Origin of the sequence: Brenneria alni, assembly GCF_003666245.1 — a bacterium.
Classification (GTDB): domain Bacteria; phylum Pseudomonadota; class Gammaproteobacteria; order Enterobacterales; family Enterobacteriaceae; genus Brenneria; species Brenneria alni.
This window is the reverse complement of record NZ_MJLZ01000013.1, coordinates 1-21,274: the sequence shown is the minus strand read 5'-3', so window position 1 is coordinate 21,274 and position 21,274 is coordinate 1. Positions and strand designations below refer to the sequence as shown.

The following is a 21,274-nucleotide window of genomic DNA, read 5'->3' as shown; positions in this document are numbered from 1 at the left end:
TATATCAAATAGATGACTTACCAACTGGCAATAAATTGCCTGAAGCGGGCTGATTGACTGGCGGTGAAAATTTGCTCCGGCGCGCCTTGTTCTTCAATTTCCCCTTTATGCAGAAACACTACGCGGTTAGAGACTTCACGGGCGAAACCTATCTCATGGGTGACCACCAGCATGGTCATGCCTTCATCGGCCAGAGTGCGCATGACGCGCAAAACCTCACCCACCAATTCGGGATCGAGTGCCGATGTGGGTTCATCAAACAGCATGACCTTCGGCGCCATCGCCAGCGCACGGGCAATGGCCGCCCGCTGCTGCTGGCCGCCTGAAAGGTGGGAGGGGTAGTAGTGTCGCTTGTCTGACAACCCGACCTTTTCCAGCAGTTGTTCAGCATGTTCCACACACTCCGCGTGGGGGCGCTTTAACACATGCACCGGCGCTTCAATCACGTTTTCCAGCACGGTTTTATGCGACCACAGATTAAAGTTTTGAAATACCATCCCTAACTGGGTGCGGATCCTGTCGATCTGCCGGGGATTGGACGGACGGCTTTGCCCTTTGCGGGTTTGCTTCATTTCAATGGATTCCCCGGCGACGATGATTTCGCCCCGATCGGGAAATTCCAGCATGTTGATACAGCGCAGCAGGGTGGATTTCCCGGAACCGGATGAACCAAGTATAGAAACCACTTCACCCTGGCTGGCTGCAAAAGAGATCCCTTTCAGCACGTCCAGAGAACCAAAGCTTTTGTGAATGTTGCGCAAGCTGATCGCGGGTGTGGTCATTGAAGATCTCCCAATTTCTTGATTTTCTTTGCCGCCGATTGTGCGCCGGGCGCACGTAAATGCGGGGTGACGGTGAACTCCGCCCACATCAGCAGACGAGTCAGGATAAGATTGATAAATAAATAGATCGCCCCGGCAATCAGAAAGACTTCGAGCGCCCGGTAGGTTTCCGAGATGATGCGTGCCGCAATACCGGTAATTTCCATCAGGGTAATAATGGATGCCAGTGAGGTTGATTTGATCATGGAGATCAGTTCATTACCGTAGGCTGGCAAAGCCTGACGTAAAGCCAGCGGGAAAATAATGCGTTTAAAGATCATCAGCGAAGACATACCGCAGGCGCGAGCCGCTTCTATTTGTCCGGCAGGTACGGACTGCAATCCACCACGGATAATTTCACTGGCATAGGCCCCGGTACATAAACTCAGTGACAGCAAGGCGCACCAATAAGGTTCACGCAGCAGAGGCCACAGAAAACTTTCCCGGATCCAGACAAATTGTCCCAGCCCGTAATAGATTAAAAACAACTGCACTAAGAGTGGCGTACCGCGAAAGAACAGAACATAGGTACGGGCAATGCTCCGCAGCAGTGGATTGCCGGAGATCTGCATTAACGCCAGCCCCAGCGCCAGAAAAAAACCCAGAAAGACGGAGCCGACGGCGAGTTGCAGGGTCAGGGGAATGCCGGGGATAATTTCCAGAAAGGTGGCATAAATAAAAGGAAAATCCATCAGCGTTTTACACCCCGGGAATAATATGACTCTGCCCGACGCATGATCCAGCCAGAACAGATAGAGATAAGCAGATAAAGCACCGCCGCCGCCATAAAGAAATCAAACGGTTTGCCTGTTGAACCGGCGCCGGTTTGCGACTGGGTCAGCAGTTCCGCCACGCCGGTTACCGATACCAGCGCCGAGGCTTTCAACACCAGTTGCCAGACATTGCCTAAGGCCGGTATCGCATGACGCAGCAAAAGCGGCATGATGATGCGCCGCAGGCGAAGTAAGGTGGGCATACCGCAGGCTTTGGCTGCTTCAATTTCACCGTTAGGGACCGCATAAAAGGCGCCCCGGAAAACTTCTGTCTGCTGTGCGCCGGACGCGATACCCACCGCAAGCACCCCGGCCAGAAAGCCGGGAAAACCCAGAAACTCATTGCTGCCAAATAGCCTGGCCATCATGGTTAATGCTGAACTGCCGCCGAAATAAAGCAGATAAATGATGAGCAGGTCCGGTATGCCGCGAGTGATGGTGGTATAGCCGTCAGCAAGATAACGTACCGGACGATTACCACAGATTTTTGACCAGGCGCCGATCGTGCCGATAAGCGCGCCGAGCAGGAATCCGCAACTCGCCAGCGCGAGTGTCATTCCCGTACCAATCAGTAATAATTTACCCCAGCCATGTTCACCAAAACTGATGAGCTGCCAAAAAGTGACATCTTCCACAAATAACTCCCAACTGCTTATTTTTTGTGTTCAGAGGATCTGCCCCCTGTTCGGGAACCGATAACTTCTCAGGCGGGAATGTTCTGTCATGGCAATAGAGATACAGTAACAAATGATAGGTTATCAACCCGCTACCGCACGGTTCCCCCTACGGAAGTACTTAGGATGCAAAGCAATATTCAGGCCATGTTTTGTTTATGCTGTCATTGACTATTTATTCATATCTTTTGCTTATTAATCAATATGGGTTTAGTCAGTCCAAGCCAGACAAGGCAGGTGATATGGCACTAAAATGAGGCTTTAAAATAAAAAATAACCAAAGCGGTGCATTATTATGCTCAGGATTGGCCTGATGCATTCATTTGGTGCTTCAGGTTGACGCGTAGCCACTATCCAAATAGTGGCTCGATAAAGAAGGGAGCAAGGGGTGGCTTTTATTCTGGCTTCTGGCTAAACCAGTTCAGTTTTTCTCTCAGGCTGACCACGTCGCCAATGATGATCAAACTTGGGCTGACGGCCTGTTTTGCCAGTTCCCCAAGCTGTGACAGTTGCCCGGTTAATACCCGTTGTGTCGTGAATGTTCCATTTTCGATCAGCGCCACAGGAACGGTTTCAGGCAGCCGCTGTTCTATCAATTTGCTCTGAATATAATCAGCCTGCTGGAGCCCCATATAGAACACCAGCGTTTGCTTTTCGACAGCCAGACTGTTCCAGTCAAGTTCAGTGTCCTGTTGGACGTGTCCGGTGATCAGCCTCACGCCCTGAGCATAATTGCGGTGGGTAAGGGGAATGCCGCTATAGGCGGAACACCCGGAGGCCGCGGTGATACCGGGTACTACAGAAAAAGGAATACCCGCTTGCTGCAAATGCTCCAACTCCTCACCGCCGCGGCCAAAGATGAAGGGATCGCCGCCCTTCAACCGGACAACCCGTTTCCCGGCCAGCGCTTTCTCCTGTAATAGCTGGTTAATCTGTTCCTGGGGAATACAGTGGTTGCCAGACTGCTTACCGACAAAAATACGCTCGGCATCGCGTCTTATCAGGTTAAGAACACTTTCTGAAACCAGGCGATCGTAAACCACGATATCGGCCTGTTGCAGTTGCTGTAAGCCTTTCAGGGTGAGTAATCCGGCATCGCCAGGGCCTGCCCCTACCAGAACGACTTCACCCCGGTCATCCAATGGGGCGGAAAAAAGCTGCTCGGTGAGCTGATGTACACTGGTGGCATCGTTATTGGCCAGCGACTGCGCCAGCCGATCGTGAATAAACAGTTTTTCCCAGAAACGGCGGCGGATATTGGTATTCCTGAAACGGGTTTTTACGCGCTGGCGCAATTCGCCTGCTAATGTGGCTAAGTTGCCAAGGTGCTGTGGCAGGATACTTTCCAATTTTTCACGGAGTATGCGTGCCAGCACCGGCGCGGTTCCTCCAGATGACACGGCAATCATAATCGGAGAACGGTCGACAATCGAAGGCATAATAAAGCCGGTGTTCTCTACGTCGTCTACTATGTTGCAGAAGATCTGTTGCTTACTGGCACTTTCATAAACCTGCCTGTTGATGTCATGATCGTCAGTCGCGGCAATCACCAGCCAGGTATTGTTCAGTAAGTCTGGATTGAAACCGCTTTGCACCAATGTAACCCGTGTTTCTTCCTGCCAGCGAACAAATTGTTCATTGAAATTTAGAGCATTCACCGTGAGCATCGCCCCGGCATCCAGCAAAAGTCTGGCTTTACGCTCGGCTATTTCGCCTCCCCCTACCAACAAACAATGTTTATCGCGTAATTGACAGAATATCGGCAGGTAATCCATATGATGCCTCTTGGTCGGTTCAGGTTAAAAAATGTTCTGTCGTAAAAACAGAATGCGAAATGCATGGGGTTAGCTTTTTCAGGTAGCGATCATCATATAGGTGAAAGTGCTTTTTTTTCAATGGGCTGGTGATCAATAATTCGTTTTGATGCGGCGCCGGTCAATGACGGGATAGCCGTGGCGTCAGTGGGGTGGATCCTCATCCGCACAGTGCGCGTATCACCGCAGACAGAATGCGTTTCGTTGATGTTAATCTGCTCAATGCCGATGAACCGACCTCGGCGTTGGATGTCTCCGTGCAGGCGGAAATTCTCAATCTATTGGCGGAGCTGCAACAGCAGGAAAAATTAACCTACCTGCTGGTAACGCACGATCTGGGGGGCATTTCTCATCTGTGTCATAAGGTCGCGGTGATGCAGTATGGCCGGATACTGGAAACGCTGGAGATCAACGAACTGACCTGTGAGACGCCGAAAACCGCTTACACCACCATGCTGGTGGATGCCAGTCGGCAATACAGCCGTGATTTGGCGGTTCGTTCGCAACGTATGGGGTAAGGTTTCTCACATGACCTTATCTTGCATTTAATAATGGGTGACGATAGGTAATCAGTACGTAAAAAAAGGTAAATGGGTGGCGTTGATGAAGGCGGGTATTTACAATCATTACGCTTTCTGTAGTCGGTTTCTTCAAAAAGGAATTATCATGCTCAAACGTACTCTGGTTGCCGCGGCGGCCTTTATTTCCCTCACGATTTTTTCTCCGGTGTTCGCAGCCTCCGGCACAACGAATGTTTTGCTGACGACCTCGGCTGGGGATATTGAACTGGCATTGGATAATCAAAAAGCACCGATTTCGGTGAAAAACTTTGTTGAGTACGTTAATAACGGTTTTTATAACGGGACGACGTTTCATCGGGTAATCCCCGGCTTTATGATTCAGGGCGGCGGTTTTACCGACGACATGAAGCAGAAAGCGACTAACCCGACGATCAAAAACGAAGCGGATAATGGGTTACGCAACCTGCGTGGCACCATTTCAATGGCGCGTACTTCAGAAAAAGACAGCGCGACCAGCCAATTCTTTATCAATATCGCAGACAATGCTTTCCTTGACCACGGACAACGTGATTTTGGCTATGCGGTATTTGGTAAAGTGGTAAAAGGTATGGATGTAGCGGATAAAATTGCTCAGGTACAGACCAAAAACCTCGGCCCTTATCAGAATGTGCCAACCAAACCGATCGTTATCCAGTCAGCGAAAGTCTTGCCCTGATTGTTGCAGGGTTCGACGGTGAAAGCGGTTACTAACTGTAATGCCAGTCATTTAAGGTGACTGGCATTGTTTATTGTAGGGTCATGCTGCTTAACGTGTACCGTAAACCACAATCGTTTTGCCGTGTGCGGAGATCAGATTCTGGTCTTCTAACATTTTAAGAATACGGCCCACGGTTTCACGTGAACAGCCAACGATTTGCCCAATTTCCTGACGGGTGATTTTTATTTGCATACCATCTGGATGAGTCATGGCATCGGGTTGTTTTGCCAGGTTCAATAAGGTCTGAGCAATGCGCCCCGTTACGTCAAGAAATGCCAAATTACCGACTTTCTCTGAAGTAACTTGCAGTCTGCTTGCCATCTGTGCGGACAGGCGCATCAGAATATCGGGATTGACCTGAATCAGTTGCCTGAATTTTTTATAAGAAATTTCAGCAACTTCACAAGCCGTTTTCGCCCGTACCCAGGCGCTACGCTCCTGACCTTCTTCAAACAAGCCAAGTTCGCCAATAAAATCTCCCTGATTGAGATAAGAGAGAATCATTTCTTTGCCTTCTTCATCTTTGATTAGCACTGCGACAGAGCCTTTCACGATGTAGTAAAGCGTTTCTGCTTTTTCACCCTGGTGAATAAGCGTACTCTTCGATGGATATTTGTGGATATGGCAATGAGAAAGAAACCATTCGAGAGTGGGGTCTGTTTGCGGTTTGCCGAGAACCATTCGCTATCATCCTCTGTTGTAATTCACTGCGCAAATCACAGGGCTCAGAGTTCCCTGTACGGCGTATTTTTACTGCTAAAATTCAAACTCCGTAGTAGGCAGAATGACGTCAGGGAATATACTGGAACCTCTATCTGGCGACGTCATCATCTCCCTGATATCTGAGTTTGTCCAGAAAAGGCAGATACTATTCTCGTTTTTAACACAGCTTGAAGGATGTGTCTTGTGTTGTCTCACTTCAGCATGATAACGCTCTGGTTATAAGCTGTTTTTGTACAGTAACGATATAAATTTTCAAAATTCTTTTAGCGGAGGGCGTCATGCAGGCTCGAGTGAAGTGGATTGAAGGTTTAACGTTTCTTGGCGAATCAGCTTCCGGACATCAGGTTTTGATGGATGGAAATTCGGGTGATAAGGCACCTAGCCCAATGGAGATGTTGTTGATGTCGGTTGGCGGCTGTACCGCGATTGACGTGGTATCGATCCTGCAAAAAGGCCGTAACGATGTTGCTGATTGCGAGGTGAAACTGACATCAGCGCGCAGAAACGAAGCGCCACGCCTGTTTACCCATATCAACCTGCATTTTATCGTGACGGGAAAAGGATTGACGGAAAAAGCGGTAGAGCGTGCAGTGGCACTGTCTGCGGAAAGATATTGCTCTGTGGCGCTGATGATGGGTAAAGCGGTGGAAGTGACTCATAGCCATGAAGTCAGGGAGTTGGCGTAATTTAATCGCACTGCTCTGGGCTGGCGCTGGCATGGTATTGCCGCTGTTTATCAAGCCGTGCCATTTTTTCGACCGGGCTATTCGATTTTCTTCCCTTCCAACAATCGCTGCACCAGCGGCGCCATAATTAATTCCATCGCCAGCCCCATTTTCCCGCCGGGTACCACCAATGTGTTGATATGAGAAATAAACGACCCCTGCAACATCGCCAGCAGATAAGGGAAATCAATATTATCCAGTGCCTGAAAGTGAATCACCACGAAGCTTTCATCCAATGAAGGGATAGCTTTGGCCGCAAACGGGTTAGAGGTATCAACGGTAGGAACGCGCTGGAAGTTAATGTGTGTGCGTGAAAACTGTGGCGTAATGTACGTAATGTAGTCTTCCATAGAACGCACCACCGAATCCATCACCGCTTCACGCGAGTGCCCGCGCTCGTTCACATCACGGATCAGTTTTTGAATCCACTCCAGGTTGACGATAGGCACTACGCCTACCAATAAATCGACGTGTTTCGCCACATTGTGCTGATCGGTAACGACGCCGCCATGCAACCCTTCATAAAACAGAACATCAGTGGGTTCGGGCATCGGCTCCCACGGCGTAAACGTACCGGGAACCTGATTGTAGGGAATCGCTTCATCATAGGTGTGAAGGTATTTACGTGTCTTCCCGCGCCCATGTTGACCATACTCGATAAAGGATTGTTCCAGCAGGCTGAAGTCATTGGCTTCCGGGCCAAAATAGCTGATATGGCGACCGAGATCACGCGCTTTACGAATTTCCATATCCATTTCCGGGCGGGTATAACGATGGAAACTATCGCCTTCAAGTTGAGCCGGACGCATTTTTAACTGCTGAAAAATCTTGTGGAATGCCTGACTGGTTGTTGTGGTTCCCGCCCCGCTGGAACCGGTAACAGCAATAATCGGATGCTTGTGTGACATGAAACGCTTCACTCCGTAATGGTAACGTTTTTCCAGGTCGATCACCGGCATCAAACGTCGTCAGAAAAGGGAATAGACTGCCATCATTGTTAGCATGTTTAATGATACAGATACATCTTCTTTCATGACTTTTGCCGTGTTTAGTGATGGCGATACTCGCCAGCGTTAAACTGACTGCGGGGCATGATGTTGATCGTTTCATGCAGTTCAGACCAGACTAAAACAACGTCGCCGGATTCCAGTTGCCGGCGAACGTCAGCAACCTTTTGCGGCAGTGTTCGTTCTTGTTCACCGTAATCGGTCCCTTCTCTGAGCACGAAAGATTCGATGAGATTGTCCAACGTTTCAGGATCGAGTTGTTGCCAGGGAATGATCACGATAGTTTTCCAGAAAAAGTGTTGTGCGATCAATATCACACTGTTAGCTTCAGTAGTGTCAATTAACCATCAAGTTATTGCCAACTATACCGCAAAAATACGTCAGGGTGAGGGGCGCCCGTTACATGGAAATAAGCCTGTTTCTTTCGATGTTGGGTTTTCTTTGGGTTGCCGCGATTACGCCAGGTCCGAACAATATGCTGCTGACTACCTCCGGCGCCAACTTTGGTTTTTATCGCTCCCTGTGGCTGATGCTCGGTATCATGCTCGGTATGCAGAGTATTTTACTGCTGGTGGCGTTTGGCGTCGGCAGCCTGATCCTGGTCTATCCTTCATTGCATTTCACGCTCAAAGTGCTAGGCAGTTTATATCTGCTCTGGCTGGCGTGGAAAATTGCCACCGCCTCTTATGAAAAGTTGGAAACCCTGGACGCGCCGCCGCAGCCTATCCGGCTTTATCAGGGGTGGCTGCTACAGTTTCTGAATCCCAAAGCCTGGCTGATGGCACTGGGGGCGGTCGCCAGCTTCAGCCTGGCGGGTGATGAATACAACCATTCGGTGGTGGCGATAAGCCTGGGAATTGTACTGGTCAATGTGGTGTCGGGCGTTATTTGGCTGGGGTTCGGCACGCTGATTGGCCGGCTGTTACGCAGTAAAAAAGCCTGGATTATCTTCAACGTTTCGATGGGATTGCTGACTGCGGCCTGTGTGCTGCTGATTTGGCATTAGTCATCTGGCGCAGACCGGTAATCTGCCTATCGGCCTGCGCCAAAGAAATGCTAAGACGAGAATTGCTGGTTCATCTGTTCCAACTGCTCCTGAGCCTCAAGCCACGCCATTTCGGTTTCTTCCAAATCCGTTTTCACCTTTGTCTGCTGCTGCAAGCATTCCGTGAGTTCCGCTTTGCGGCTGATATCATACAACCCACTGTCTGCCAGCCGGGCCTCAATGGCTTCCAACGTGGTGCCCAGTTTTTCCATTTGCTGTTCAAGCCGGGTGATTTGTTTACGCAGCGGCTGCGTCTGGGATCTTAGCTCGGCTTCACGCCGCTTTTGGTCTTTTCTGGCTTGCGCGCTGTTGGCGGTGTTTTCTTTCGGCGTCTCATCGGCGTTGCTATCCTGACGTTGCCTGTCGATCAGCCATTGTTGGTAATCTTCCAGATCGCCATCAAACGGCTCAACCTTCCGATCATGTACCAGATAGAGATCGTCGGTTGTGGAGCGGATCAGGTGCCTGTCGTGTGAGACCACCACCAGCGCTCCTTCAAAATCGATCAGTGCTTCCGTCAGCGCCTGTCGCATATCAAGATCCAGATGGTTGGTGGGTTCATCCAGCAGTAACAGGTTCGGGCGCTGCCAGACGACCAGCGCCAGTACCAGCCGGGCTTTTTCACCCCCGGAAAACCGTTCGGTGATTTCCGTCACCTTGTCGCCCTGAAAACCGAAGCCGCCGAGGTAATCGCGCAGTTGCTGTTCAGTTTCCCGTTCCGCCAAACGCACCATGTGTTGCAATGGCGATTCATCGGCACGCAGAAACTCCAACTGATGCTGGGCGAAATAACCCAGCTTCACCCCTTTGGACAGGCCGATTTCACCCTGCATCGGCGCCAGCGTACCGGCTAACAGCTTGATCAGCGTGGATTTCCCCGCCCCGTTATGGCCCAACAGCCCGATACGTGAGCCTGGCACCAGATTCAGCTTGATCGACTCCAGGATCGGCGTATCGCCGTAGCCTGCACTGACTTTTTCCATTCTGAGTAAAGGATTGGGCAACGATTCCGGCGCCCGAAAGCTGAACCGAAAGGGGTTATCCACATGGGCGGGCGCAATCATCTCCATCCGTTCCAGCATTTTTATCCGGCTTTGCGCCTGTTTGGCTTTCGTCGCCTTGGCCCTGAAACGGTCAATATAATGTTGCAGATGGGCGACCCGTTCCTGCTGATGTTCATATAACGACTGCTGCTGCGCCAGCCGGGTGGCCCGCTGCCGTTCAAAAGCGGTGTAGTTGCCGGTGTATTCGTTAAGCGTCTGTTGTTCTATATGTACGATTTTATTAACGATAGGATCGAGGAAATCACGGTCGTGCGAGATCAGCACCAGCGTTCCCGGATAGTTTTTCAGCCACTTTTCCAGCCAGATCACCGCATCCAGATCGAGGTGGTTTGTCGGTTCGTCAAGCAGCAGTAAATCGGAACGGCAGATTAACGCCTGAGCCAGATTGAGGCGCATACGCCAGCCGCCGGAGAAAGCGCTGACCGGCTGCTGTAATTGTTGCTGAGAGAACCCGAGCCCATTAAGCAGGCTGGATGCTCTGGCCTGGATCGTCCAGGCTTGAATGGCATCCAGCTTGCCATGCAGCGTCGCGATGGCATGGCCGTCGTTGTTTTCGTTGGCGATATGCAGCGCGGCTTCAAGCTGACGAAACTCGCGGTCGCCGTCAATAACATAATCCAGAGCCGGGACATCCAGCGCCGGCGTCTCCTGATTAACCCAGGCCAGCGCCCAGCCCTGAGGAAACGTCGCACTGCCGCCGTCGGCGCTGATTTCACCTTTCAGTAATGCTAACAGGGTAGATTTACCACAGCCGTTCTTACCCACTAACCCAACTTTCTGGCCGGGGTTAATGGTCGCCGTTGCGTTATCCAGCAGAACATGTACACCACGTCGAATTTGCAGCGAGGAGAAAACAATCATAAAGCGCCGTATGTTCAGAGTATGTTAAATTATGGACATGATATCAGGACAGTCGTGTCCTGTTTTGTAGTCTTCGCGCTGCATGGTAACGGAAAACGACAACCATGACGACGCTTTGGAGGGGAGTGATGTCGCAGCCACCCAAGATTTTGCTGCTGTATGCCCATCCGGAATCACAGGACTCGGTGGCGAACCGGGTTTTACTGCAACCGGCACAACAGTTAGAGCATGTCACCGTGCACGATCTTTACGCGCACTATCCTGATTTCTTCATTGATATTTACCATGAGCAACAACTGTTGCGCGAGCATCAGGTGATTGTATTTCAGCATCCGTTCTATACCTATAGTTGTCCGGCTTTATTGAAAGAGTGGCTCGACCGGGTGTTATCGCGTGGTTTCGCCAATGGGGTTGGCGGCAATGCGCTGGCGGGAAAGTATTGGCGTTCGGTGATTACTACCGGTGAACCGGAAGAAGCCTATCGAGCCGGTGGTAAAAGTCATTATCCGATGGAGGATTTCCTGCGTCCGTTCGAAATGACCGCGTCGTTGTGTCGTATGCACTGGATTAAACCGATGATTGTTTACTGGGCGCGCCGACTGCCGCCTGACGTATTGTCCAGCTATGGGCTGACCTATGCCCAGTGGCTGGCTTCCCCTTTTGCTCATGAGGAGCGCTGATGATGGAAAGTTCCGCGCTACTTACCGCCGGCGTGCTGTTTTTGTTTGTGGCGGTGGTCGCCGTGCCGATTGCCGCACGATTAGGTATTGGCGCCGTGCTGGGGTATCTGATCGCGGGGATCGCCATTGGCCCCTGGGGGTTGGGGTTTATTCGGGATGTCGACGCGATTCTGCACTTTTCTGAGCTTGGCGTTGTTTTTCTGATGTTTATCATCGGGCTGGAACTGAATCCGAAAAAATTGTGGACGCTGCGACGCTCCATTTTTGGCGTCGGCGCCGCACAGGTCGGGCTGAGTACGCTGATATTGGGAGGCGCGCTTTATCTGACCGATTTCTCCTGGCAGTCAGCGCTGATTGGCGGGGTGGGGTTGGCAATGTCATCGACGGCGATGGCGTTGCAACTGATGCGTGAAAAAGGGATGAATCGCAGTGAATCCGGGCAGTTGGGTTTTTCCGTCCTGCTGTTTCAGGATCTGGCGGTGATACCGGCGCTTGCCCTAATCCCCATTCTGGCTGGCGTACAGGGCGAGATCGACGACTGGAACCACGTGGCGCTCAAGGTCGCGGCATTTGCCGGTATGCTGATTGGTGGCCGTTATCTGGTGCGTCCGTTGTTCCGTTTTATCGCCGCCTCCGGGGTGCGTGAAGTATTTACTGCAGCGGCGCTACTGCTGGTGCTTGGATCGGCGCTCTTTATGGAAGCGTTGGGTTTTTCGATGGCGTTGGGGACGTTTATTGCCGGTGTGCTGCTGGCTGAGAGCGAATATCGCCATGAGTTGGAAATTGCCATTGAGCCGTTTAAAGGGCTATTGCTGGGATTGTTCTTCATTTCCGTCGGTATGGCGCTCAATCTGGGCATTCTCTATACCCATATTGTGAAAGTGCTGATTGCGGTACTGGTGCTGGTCGCCGTAAAAGGAACCGTGCTTTACGTTCTGGCGCGTATTAACAGAATGCGTCGGTCGGAACGTTTGCAGTTTGCGGGCGTATTGAGCCAGGGAGGGGAATTTGCGTTTGTCCTGTTTTCAGCCGCTTCAGCCTACAACGTCTTGCAGGGTGACCAACTGCCGTTGCTGTTGGTTGCGGTCACGCTCTCGATGATGACGACACCTCTGTTAATGCAGCTTATCGACCGTATTCTGGCTCGCCGCTACAACATGCAGGAGGTTCCTGACGAAAAGCCCTATGTTGCCGATGATGAACCGCAGGTCATTGTGGTGGGATTTGGACGTTTCGGGCAGGTGATTGGCCGCCTGCTGATGGCAAATAAGATGCGGATTACGGTACTGGAACGTGATATCAGCGCTGTCAGCCTGATGCGAACTTATGGTTATAAAGTATACTATGGTGATGCAACGGAGCTTGAACTACTGCGTTCGGCGGGGGCGGAAAAGGCTCAGTCGATAGTGATTACCTGTAATGCTCCGGAAGATACGATGGCGGTTGTGCATCTATGTCAGCAGCATTTTCCGCATTTGGAAATTCTGGCCCGGGCCCGCGGGCGTGTGGAAGCCCATGAACTTTTGCAGGCAGGCGTCAGGAATTTTTCCCGCGAAACCTTCTCCAGCGCACTGGAGTTGGGCCGTAAGGCGCTGATGTCATTGGGGATGCATCCCCATCAGGCCTTTCGTGCTCAACAACACTTTCGCCGTCTGGACATGAGGATGCTGCGGGAGCTGATGCCGCAGTTACAGAGCGATGTGGCGCAGATATCCCGGGTGAAAGAGGCCCGGCGCGAGTTGGAGGATATTTTTCAACGGGAGATGCAGCATGAGCGGCGCCGACCGGGCGACTGGGATGAGTTTGAATAATGTTGAAGTTGAATCAGGTCAGGACACTATGCGTAAACGCTTTATTGCCGGGGCGGTATGCCCTAAATGCCAACAGCAGGATACGCTGGCGGTCGGACGAGAAGAGCAGATGGAAATCGTTGTCTGCGTAAAGTGCGGCTACCAACAAAGCCGAACGGATGAACCCGCCACAGTGGCGGGGCGTTCGGCGGATGAAATTATCGGTATCTTTCATCCTGAGTAAGAGGGTTATCCTGCCTGTCGTCCTTCGGGCCGTTACTGCGTGACGTTAAAAAGCAAAATGTTCCCGACGATTTTTAATTCCAGAAGGTACATGGGGATTTTTTTCAGCTACAATTTGCGCCAATTTGGTTTCCAACCGTAGGAGATATCATGAAAGTAGCAAAAGATCTGGTGGTCAGTCTGGCCTATCAGGTGCGTACAGAAGACGGTGTATTGGTTGATGAGTCTCCGGTGAGTGCGCCGCTGGACTATCTGCATGGTCACGGCTCACTGATTTCCGGTCTGGAAAATGCTTTGGAAGGCCGTGCCGTCGGTGACCGTTTTGATGTCAATGTCGCGTCAAACGATGCTTATGGCAATTATGATGAAAACCTGGTTCAACGTGTGCCTAAAGATGTCTTTATGGGCGTGGACGAGCTTCAGGTCGGTATGCGTTTCCTGGCTGAAACTGACCAGGGGCCGGTGCCGGTTGAAATTACCGAAGTGGAAGACGACCACGTCGTGGTTGATGGCAACCACATGCTGGCTGGCCAGAACCTGAGCTTTAATGTTGAGGTTATCGCGATCCGTGAAGCAACTGAAGAAGAACTGGCTCACGGTCACGTTCATGGCGAACACGATCATGAACACGGTGATGGCTGCTGCGGAGGTCACGGTCATGACCACGATCACCAGCACGGCAAAGGCGGTTGCGGTGGGCACGGCGGATGCGGCTGCCACTAATTCGTTTGCGTTTTGCGGGTAAATTGTCTGTTGGTTTACCCGGCACATCACTTCAGGGCAGAGCTGCGGCTCTACCCTGATGTTTTTGGCGGTTCGTCTGCTCACTATCCTTCAGGCTGCCGTCTGCGCCGTTAAAAAGCATTCCGACGGTTGTTATACCCGCATCAATAGTGCGGCGGTGGTGTTTCTTCAGACTGTGGGGCGACTAACGAGGTTTGCTGGGTGCGTAACCTCTCCGTCAGCAGGCGCATTTGCTCGCGCATTCGGCTAATTTCCCGCTCATGTTGGATAATCGTCTGGTTCAGCTCTTCTATCGCCAATTCTTGAAAAGCCTGACGGCTTTCTAATTGTTCGAGCCGTTCTTCAAGTAAAGACGGTGTCATCGGTTTTCCTCTTACTTCCTATTCCCTGTGAGTTTGTCAGAAAGCGGAAACTTCTGGTAGTAAAAACGGTCGGAATAGAGCGCAATAGGCTATCTGGCGATTTTTTTGTCAAAAGTTTGTCGTGCGTGTCGTTGTGTTGTCTTTGCGCGCACGGTTATAGTAGTCGCGAATTTATTTTTAATTATGGCTGGAGCGTGTTGCTCCAGATGCTGGAGAAATGGATGAAATCACTGTTTAAAGTAACGCTGTTAGCAACGACAATGGCTCTGACTCTGAACGTCGGTCAGGCTCTGGCGGCGGAAGCGTCGGATGCTGCTACAGCCGCCAAATTCAAGAATGATGAACAAGCCGCAGCTTATGCGTTAGGCGCATCTCTGGGCCGTTACATGGATAACTCCCTTAAAGAGCAGGAAAAGCTGGGCATCAAGCTGGATAAAGATCAACTGATTGCCGGTGTTCAGGATGCGTTTGCCGATAAGAGCAAACTGAGTGACGAAGAGATTGAAAAGACCCTGCAAGGCTTTGAAAGCCGGGTAAAAGCCGCAGCTGAAACCAAGATGAAGCAGGACGCCAAAGATAACGCCGATAAAGGCACGAAATATCGTGATACTTTCGCTAAAGAAAAAGGCGTGAAGAAAACCGAATCCGGTCTGCTTTATCAGGTTGAGAAAGATGGCAGCGGTAATGCGCCGAAAGATAGCGATACGGTTGTCGTTAACTACAAGGGCACGCTGGTTGATGGCAACGAGTTTGATAACTCCTATAAGCGCGGCGAGCCGCTATCTTTCCGTCTTGACGGTGTCATCCCTGGCTGGACCGAAGGGCTAAAACACGTGAAGAAGGGCGGCAAGATTAAACTGGTAATTCCCCCAGCCCTTGCTTACGGTGAAACTGGTGTGCCGGGTATTCCCGCAAACTCTACGCTCGTCTTTGATGTTGAACTGCTGGATATCAAATCTGAAGCCGAGGTGAAAGCCGCGGACGATGCGAAAGCAGAAAAACCAGCCGCTGAGAAAAGCGCAAAGTAATTCATCAAATTAAGATCATGATGATGTATTAACCGCAGGCCATGTGCCTGCGGTTTTTTGTCCTATCCAATAAAGATGAGTGAGTTCACCGTTCAGAAACGAAACCGTTAATTTCAGGGACGAGCGAGTGGACATTTGCTAGACTGTGTCTCCTGTCAATACAATGAATAGATCACGTTGAGGATGGAGTCTGCCATGTCTAATTCGCTTGTATCTGGCGAATCTTATGACCTTGATTTGCTGGATGAACGTCCGTTTTGCCAGACGGATTATGAGATCCTGAAATCGTATGAAGCGGTGGTCGATGGTTTGGCCATGTTGATCGGTGAGCACTGTGAGATCGTGCTGCATTCCCTTGAGGATCTTAAATGTTCTGCCGTGCGTATAGCGAATGGTGAACATACCGGTAGGAAAATAGGTTCGCCAATCACTGACCTTGCATTACGTATGCTGCATGATATGGCTGGAGAAGACAGTAGTGTGTCGAAGGCCTATTTCACCCGTGCTAAAAGCGGCGTATTGATGAAGTCTGTCACCATTGCAATTCGTAACCGCGATCAGCGCGTGATTGGGTTGCTATGTATCAACATGAATCTGGATGTGCCTTTTTCTCAGATTGTTCAGACGTTTATTCCACCTGAAACGCATGAAGTTGCCTCATCAGTGAATTTTGCTTCATCAGTTGACGATCTCGTGGCACAAACGCTGGAGTTCTCAATTGAAGAAGTTAATGCAGACCGCAATGTATCTAACAATGCGAAAAACCGACAGATTGTTTTGAGTCTGTATGAGAAAGGTATCTTTGATATTAAAGATGCGATTAATCAGGTTGCCGAGCGCCTTAATATCTCCAAACATACCGTGTATCTCTATATCCGCCAGTTTAAAAGCGGTGATTTCAGCGGACACGAGCGCGGATGTTGAATTATTGCCTGCTGGTCACCGGCCCCGCTTATGGAACGCAGCAAGCGACTAGCGCGTTGCAGTTCGCTAAGGCCTTATTGGCTGAAGGTCACCAGTTGGAAAGCGTTTTCTTTTATCGTGAGGGCGTGCTGAATGCCAATCAGCTGACCGCGCCGGCGAATGATGAGTTTGACCTGGTACGAGCCTGGCAGCGCCTGGGGCAAGAGCATCGTGTGGCGCTGAATGTCTGCATTGCTGCGGCTTTGCGGCGCGGCGTTACCGATCGGCAACAAGCTGAACAGCTAAAGCTGGGGGCGGCGAATTTACAGGATGGCTTTACCCTGAGCGGTCTTGGCGAACTGGCTCAGTCCGTTCTGACTTGCGATCGGGTCATACAGTTTTAACTCTTCTTTAAGGCAACGTTATGAAGCGTATCGCTTTTGTTTTTACGCATTCGCCTCACGGTAGCGCGTCCGGTCGGGAAGGATTGGATGCGCTACTCGCCATGTCCGCGCTGACCGACGAGATTGGCGTGTTCTTTATCGGTGATGGCGTATTACAATTATTGCCGGGGCAGCAGCCGGAAAAGATTCTGATGCGCAACTATATTGTGACCTTTGGCGTACTGCCGCTGTATGACATTGAACATTGTTATGTATGTGAAACATCCCTTCAGCAACGTGGTATCGACTTTGAGACAGACTGGGTTCTGGATGTTGAGCTTCTGGCCCCCGAAGCATTACGAAGCAGGCTGGCGGATTACCATTCAATATTCTCATTTTAGCGGCAGGCGTTTTGTTTATGTTACATACTCTTTCCCATTCTCCTTACCAGTGTGATATTGATGCGCTTTTACGTTGTCTGGGGCCAGAGGACGCATTGGTGCTATTGCAGGACGGTGTTATCGCCGCGTTGGCGGATACCAAGATGGTAAACCACTTCCTTAATACATCCATCCCTTTATATGTGTTGCAAAATGATGCAGACGCCAGGGGCGTGACTGCACAAATTTCAAACAATTTTTTATTAATTGACTATAATCAGTTTGTTCAACTGACAGTTCAACACCCGCAACAGCTGGCTTGGTAACGCTGAATTTTTGTATATTTCTTGACTCCTTCCACCGCCAGCCCTAAAATTCTGCGTCCTCGTACTTTGCCCTGCGCAACTACGAGACGATTCACTACGTGTTTACGAAGCAAAAACCAGGAGCTTTTTTAATGGCAACAATTAACCAGCTGGTACGCAAGCCGCGCTCCCTGAAGGTTGCTAAAAGCAACGTTCCGGCGCTGGAAGCCTGCCCGCAGAAACGTGGCGTATGTACTCGTGTATATACCACCACCCCGAAAAAACCGAACTCCGCACTGCGTAAAGTATGCCGTGTTCGTTTAACTAACGGTTTTGAAGTTACCTCCTATATCGGTGGTGAAGGTCATAACCTACAGGAACACTCCGTGATCCTGATCCGTGGCGGTCGTGTTAAAGACCTGCCAGGTGTGCGTTACCATACCGTTCGTGGCGCGCTGGACTGCTCTGGTGTTAAAGACCGCAAGCAATCCCGTTCCAAATACGGTGTGAAGAAGCCAAAGGCTTAATGGTTCTCCGTTAAGTAAGGCCAAACGTTTTAACTTAAATGTCAAACTAAACTCGTAGAGTTTTGGACAATCCTGAATTAACAACGGAGTATTTCCATGCCACGTCGTCGCGTCATTGGTCAACGTAAAATCCTGCCGGATCCTAAGTTTGGATCAGAGCTGTTGGCCAAATTTGTAAATATCCTGATGGTAGATGGTAAAAAATCTACTGCTGAAGCAATTGTCTATACCGCGCTGGAGACCCTGGCTCAGCGTTCTGGTAAAGATCATCTGGAAGCTTTTGAAGTAGCTCTGGACAACGTTCGCCCGACTGTCGAAGTTAAGTCGCGTCGCGTTGGTGGTTCTACTTATCAGGTGCCAGTAGAAGTCCGTCCGGTTCGTCGTAATGCCCTGGCAATGCGTTGGATCGTTGAAGCTGCTCGTAAACGCGGTGATAAATCCATGGCTCTGCGCCTGGCGAACGAACTTTCTGATGCAGCAGAGAATAAAGGTACTGCTGTTAAGAAACGTGAAGACGTTCACCGTATGGCTGAAGCCAACAAGGCGTTCGCTCACTACCGTTGGTAATCCCTTCGCTGTAGTTTTGCTAACCAGGCGGGCGCGTCAAAAACCAGCCCGCTTGGATTAACTAAATTGAACGCCCTAGGATATAGAGGAAACAAATGGCTCGTACAACACCCATTGCACGTTATCGTAACATCGGTATTAGTGCACATATCGACGCCGGTAAAACCACCACAACTGAACGTATTTTGTTCTATACCGGTGTAAACCACAAAATCGGTGAAGTTCATGACGGCGCGGCAACTATGGACTGGATGGAGCAGGAGCAGGAGCGTGGTATCACTATCACCTCTGCTGCGACTACGGCTTTCTGGTCTGGTATGGCTAAACAGTTTGAGCCACACCGCGTAAACATCATCGACACCCCCGGACACGTTGACTTCACTATTGAAGTGGAACGTTCCATGCGTGTTCTTGACGGTGCAGTAATGGTTTACTGTGCAGTTGGTGGTGTTCAGCCGCAGTCTGAAACTGTATGGCGTCAGGCTAACAAATATAAAGTTCCGCGTATTGCGTTCGTTAACAAAATGGACCGTATGGGCGCGAACTTCCTGCGTGTTGTCAGCCAGATCAAAACGCGTCTGGCGGCAAACCCGGTTCCCATTCAGTTGGCGATCGGTGCAGAAGACAGCTTCACTGGTGTTGTCGACCTGGTGAAAATGAAAGCGATCAACTGGAATGAAGCCGATCAGGGCGTTACCTTCACTTATGAAGAGATTCCGGCTGATATGCAGGATCTGGCCCAGGAATGGCACCAGAATCTGGTTGAGTCTGCAGCTGAAGCATCTGAAGAGCTGATGGACAAATACCTGGGCGGTGAAGAACTGACCGAAGAAGAAATTAAGAAAGCACTGCGTCAACGCGTTCTGAACAATGAAATCATCCTGGTTACCTGTGGTTCTGCGTTTAAGAACAAAGGCGTACAGGCAATGCTGGATGCCGTTGTCGAGTATCTGCCGGCGCCGACCGACGTACCTGCAATCAACGGTATTTTGGACGACGGTAAAGATACGCCGGCTGAACGTCATTCTGACGACAAAGAACCGTTTGCAGCTCTGGCGTTCAAAATTGCTACCGACCCGTTTGTGGGTAACCTGACGTTCTTTCGTGTGTACTCTGGCGTAGTTAACTCCGGTGATACCGTACTGAACTCAGTGAAAACTCAGCGTGAGCGTTTTGGTCGTATCGTTCAGATGCATGCCAACAAACGTGAAGAGATCAAAGAAGTTCGTGCAGGTGACATTGCTGCGGCAATCGGCCTGAAAGACGTCACCACCGGAGACACCCTTTGTGATCCAAACAATGTGATCATCCTGGAACGTATGGAATTTCCGGAACCGGTTATCTCTGTTGCGGTTGAACCGAAAACCAAAGCTGACCAGGAAAAAATGGGTCTGGCTCTGGGGCGTCTGGCGAAAGAAGATCCGTCTTTCCGCGTATGGACTGACGAGGAGTCTGGCCAAACGATCATCGCAGGTATGGGTGAACTTCATCTGGAAATCCTGGTTGACCGTATGCGTCGGGAGTTCAACGTAGAAGCGAACGTCGGTAAACCGCAGGTTGCTTACCGTGAAACTATCCGTGAAACTGCAACGGATGTTGAAGGTAAACACGCCAAACAGTCTGGTGGTCGCGGTCAGTATGGTCATGTCGTTATCGACATGTCTCCGCTGGAGCCAGGTGGCGTCGGTTACGAATTTGTCAACGATATCGTGGGTGGTTCTATTCCTAAAGAATTCATCCCTGCCGTTGATAAAGGTATTCAGGAACAGCTTAAATCTGGTCCTTTGGCTGGTTATCCGGTTGTTGATATCAAAGTTCGACTGCATTTCGGTTCTTACCACGATGTCGACTCCTCTGAACTGGCGTTTAAACTGGCTGCGTCTTTGGCGTTTAAATCAGCGTTCAATAAAGCGAAACCAGTTCTGCTTGAGCCAATCATGAAGGTTGAAGTTGAAACGCCTGAAGATTACATGGGCGACGTCATCGGTGACCTTAACCGCCGTCGTGGTATAATCGAAGGCATGGAAGATATTGCAACTGGTAAGACTGTTCGTGCTCAGGTACCGTTGTCTGAAATGTTTGGTTATGCTACCGATCTGCGTTCGCAGACCCAGGGCCGTGCTTCTTACTCTATGGAGTTCCTGAAGTACAGCGAAGCGCCGAACAACGTCGCTCAGGCCGTTATTGAAGCCCGTGGTAAATAATCCGGGTTTAACACATTGATCCCGTGCTCTCTCCATAGGGGAGAGTATAAGAGTAAGGAATATCGCCGTGTCTAAAGAAAAATTTGAACGTACAAAACCGCACGTTAACGTCGGTACTATCGGCCACGTTGACCATGGTAAAACGACGCTGACCGCAGCTATCACTACCGTTCTGGCTAAAACCTACGGTGGCGCTGCCCGTGCATTCGACCAGATCGACAACGCACCAGAAGAAAAAGCCCGTGGTATCACCATCAACACCTCTCACGTTGAATACGATACCCCGTCTCGCCACTATGCACACGTTGACTGCCCAGGGCACGCCGATTATGTGAAAAACATGATCACCGGTGCTGCGCAGATGGACGGCGCC

25 protein-coding genes and 1 pseudogene are annotated in these 21,274 nt (G+C 50.5%); 17 read left to right on the top strand and 9 right to left on the bottom strand.

Features of this window, described 5'->3' with window-relative positions:
• Nucleotides 1-17: 17 nt before the first annotated feature.
• The 4 genes from BIY29_RS07885 to cysG all read right to left on the bottom strand — a co-directional run bounded on the left by BIY29_RS07885 (nt 18) and on the right by cysG (nt 4,043).
• Nucleotides 18-782, bottom strand: a complete 765-nt coding sequence (locus BIY29_RS07885; protein ID WP_121574592.1) for an ABC transporter ATP-binding protein — start codon at nt 780-782, stop codon at nt 18-20.
• The gene (locus BIY29_RS07880) at nt 779-1,513 is read right to left on the bottom strand and encodes an ABC transporter permease (RefSeq protein WP_121574591.1); all 735 of its coding nucleotides are present in this window, start codon (nt 1,511-1,513) and stop codon (nt 779-781) included. The genes BIY29_RS07885 and BIY29_RS07880 overlap by 4 nt, the downstream gene beginning before the upstream one ends.
• Nucleotides 1,513-2,229: an ABC transporter permease gene (locus BIY29_RS07875; RefSeq protein ID WP_121574590.1), complete on the bottom strand. Its 717-nt coding sequence runs from the start codon at nt 2,227-2,229 to the stop codon at nt 1,513-1,515. Before BIY29_RS07875 ends, BIY29_RS07880 begins: the two co-directional genes overlap by 1 nt.
• Before the next feature lie 434 nt (nt 2,230-2,663).
• On the bottom strand, nt 2,664-4,043 hold the full coding sequence (gene cysG / locus BIY29_RS07870; RefSeq protein WP_121574589.1) for a siroheme synthase CysG: 1,380 nt from the start codon (nt 4,041-4,043) through the stop codon (nt 2,664-2,666).
• A gap of 257 nt (nt 4,044-4,300) precedes the next feature.
• Between cysG and BIY29_RS07865 the strand changes: the two are divergent.
• Both BIY29_RS07865 and ppiA read left to right on the top strand, forming a co-directional pair.
• Nucleotides 4,301-4,600: pseudogene (locus tag BIY29_RS07865) on the top strand (ATP-binding cassette domain-containing protein); the annotation flags it as partial.
• A gap of 148 nt (nt 4,601-4,748) precedes the next feature.
• Nucleotides 4,749-5,318 (top strand): peptidylprolyl isomerase A, encoded by a 570-nt coding sequence (gene ppiA, locus BIY29_RS07860; protein WP_121574588.1) that lies wholly within the window; start codon nt 4,749-4,751, stop codon nt 5,316-5,318.
• A gap of 90 nt (nt 5,319-5,408) precedes the next feature.
• On the opposite strand, the gene crp is transcribed toward ppiA, so the two are convergent.
• A complete protein-coding gene (gene crp / locus BIY29_RS07855) occupies nt 5,409-6,041 on the bottom strand; it encodes a cAMP-activated global transcriptional regulator CRP (RefSeq protein ID WP_004090925.1) in 633 nt (210 codons plus the stop codon).
• A gap of 320 nt (nt 6,042-6,361) precedes the next feature.
• On the opposite strand from crp, the gene BIY29_RS07850 reads away from it, so the two are divergent.
• Nucleotides 6,362-6,769: an OsmC family protein gene (locus BIY29_RS07850; RefSeq protein WP_121574587.1), complete on the top strand. Its 408-nt coding sequence runs from the start codon at nt 6,362-6,364 to the stop codon at nt 6,767-6,769.
• 77 nt (nt 6,770-6,846) lie between these two features.
• Here BIY29_RS07850 and BIY29_RS07845 read toward each other — a convergent pair whose 3' ends face one another.
• Together BIY29_RS07845 and BIY29_RS07840 are read right to left on the bottom strand one after the other, a co-directional pair.
• The gene (locus BIY29_RS07845; RefSeq protein ID WP_121574645.1) at nt 6,847-7,716 is read right to left on the bottom strand and encodes a phosphoribulokinase; all 870 of its coding nucleotides are present in this window, start codon (nt 7,714-7,716) and stop codon (nt 6,847-6,849) included.
• A gap of 140 nt (nt 7,717-7,856) precedes the next feature.
• Nucleotides 7,857-8,093, bottom strand: coding sequence for a YheU family protein (locus BIY29_RS07840; RefSeq protein ID WP_121574586.1), 237 nt, complete (start codon nt 8,091-8,093; stop codon nt 7,857-7,859).
• A gap of 125 nt (nt 8,094-8,218) precedes the next feature.
• On the opposite strand from BIY29_RS07840, the gene BIY29_RS07835 reads away from it, so the two are divergent.
• Complete coding sequence (locus BIY29_RS07835; protein WP_121574585.1) at nt 8,219-8,821, top strand: LysE family translocator; 603 nt, start codon at nt 8,219-8,221, stop codon at nt 8,819-8,821.
• A 50-nt stretch (nt 8,822-8,871) separates the two neighbouring features.
• On the opposite strand, the gene BIY29_RS07830 is transcribed toward BIY29_RS07835, so the two are convergent.
• Entirely contained in the window at nt 8,872-10,785 is a 1,914-nt protein-coding gene (locus tag BIY29_RS07830) for an ABC transporter ATP-binding protein (protein ID WP_121574584.1), read from the bottom strand.
• Between the two features lie 128 nt (nt 10,786-10,913).
• Here BIY29_RS07830 and kefG point away from each other — a divergent pair, with 128 nt between their 5' ends.
• From kefG to slyD, 4 genes are all read left to right on the top strand, one after another.
• A complete protein-coding gene (gene kefG, locus BIY29_RS07825; protein WP_170158900.1) occupies nt 10,914-11,465 on the top strand; it encodes a glutathione-regulated potassium-efflux system ancillary protein KefG in 552 nt (183 codons plus the stop codon).
• A gap of 2 nt (nt 11,466-11,467) precedes the next feature.
• Nucleotides 11,468-13,276: a glutathione-regulated potassium-efflux system protein KefB gene (gene kefB / locus BIY29_RS07820; RefSeq protein WP_121574644.1), complete on the top strand. Its 1,809-nt coding sequence runs from the start codon at nt 11,468-11,470 to the stop codon at nt 13,274-13,276.
• A gap of 28 nt (nt 13,277-13,304) precedes the next feature.
• On the top strand, nt 13,305-13,499 hold the full coding sequence (locus tag BIY29_RS07815; protein ID WP_121574643.1) for a YheV family putative zinc ribbon protein: 195 nt from the start codon (nt 13,305-13,307) through the stop codon (nt 13,497-13,499).
• Nucleotides 13,500-13,648: 149 nt separating this feature from the next.
• Entirely contained in the window at nt 13,649-14,221 is a 573-nt protein-coding gene (gene slyD / locus BIY29_RS07810; protein WP_121574582.1) for a peptidylprolyl isomerase, read from the top strand.
• A gap of 164 nt (nt 14,222-14,385) precedes the next feature.
• Here the strand turns inward: slyD and BIY29_RS07805 are convergent, their stop codons facing one another.
• Nucleotides 14,386-14,604, bottom strand: coding sequence for a SlyX family protein (locus BIY29_RS07805; protein ID WP_121574581.1), 219 nt, complete (start codon nt 14,602-14,604; stop codon nt 14,386-14,388).
• 221 nt (nt 14,605-14,825) lie between these two features.
• Between BIY29_RS07805 and fkpA the strand changes: the two genes are divergently transcribed.
• The 9 genes from fkpA to BIY29_RS07760 form a co-directional block, all read left to right on the top strand.
• Nucleotides 14,826-15,632: an FKBP-type peptidyl-prolyl cis-trans isomerase gene (gene fkpA, locus BIY29_RS07800; RefSeq protein WP_121574580.1), complete on the top strand. Its 807-nt coding sequence runs from the start codon at nt 14,826-14,828 to the stop codon at nt 15,630-15,632.
• A 195-nt stretch (nt 15,633-15,827) separates the two neighbouring features.
• A complete protein-coding gene (locus BIY29_RS07795) occupies nt 15,828-16,556 on the top strand; it encodes a helix-turn-helix transcriptional regulator (protein WP_170158899.1) in 729 nt (242 codons plus the stop codon).
• Nucleotides 16,550-16,939 carry a sulfurtransferase complex subunit TusD gene (gene tusD, locus BIY29_RS07790; protein ID WP_121574578.1) on the top strand — a complete coding sequence of 130 codons (390 nt, stop codon included), beginning with the start codon at nt 16,550-16,552 and terminating at the stop codon, nt 16,937-16,939. The genes BIY29_RS07795 and tusD overlap by 7 nt, the downstream gene beginning before the upstream one ends.
• Nucleotides 16,940-16,959: 20 nt before the next feature.
• Nucleotides 16,960-17,319 carry a sulfurtransferase complex subunit TusC gene (gene tusC / locus BIY29_RS07785; RefSeq protein WP_121574577.1) on the top strand — a complete coding sequence of 120 codons (360 nt, stop codon included), beginning with the start codon at nt 16,960-16,962 and terminating at the stop codon, nt 17,317-17,319.
• Between the two features lie 17 nt (nt 17,320-17,336).
• On the top strand, nt 17,337-17,624 hold the full coding sequence (gene tusB / locus BIY29_RS07780) for a sulfurtransferase complex subunit TusB (protein WP_121574576.1): 288 nt from the start codon (nt 17,337-17,339) through the stop codon (nt 17,622-17,624).
• A gap of 131 nt (nt 17,625-17,755) precedes the next feature.
• Entirely contained in the window at nt 17,756-18,130 is a 375-nt protein-coding gene (gene rpsL, locus BIY29_RS07775; RefSeq protein ID WP_012768095.1) for a 30S ribosomal protein S12, read from the top strand.
• Nucleotides 18,131-18,226: 96 nt separating this feature from the next.
• Nucleotides 18,227-18,697, top strand: coding sequence for a 30S ribosomal protein S7 (rpsG, locus tag BIY29_RS07770; protein ID WP_009111198.1), 471 nt, complete (start codon nt 18,227-18,229; stop codon nt 18,695-18,697).
• Between the two features lie 95 nt (nt 18,698-18,792).
• Entirely contained in the window at nt 18,793-20,901 is a 2,109-nt protein-coding gene (fusA, locus tag BIY29_RS07765; RefSeq protein WP_121574575.1) for an elongation factor G, read from the top strand.
• Nucleotides 20,902-20,968: 67 nt separating this feature from the next.
• On the top strand, nt 20,969-21,274 hold a 306-nt coding region (locus tag BIY29_RS07760), incomplete at its 3' end, for a GTP-binding protein (RefSeq protein WP_121574574.1).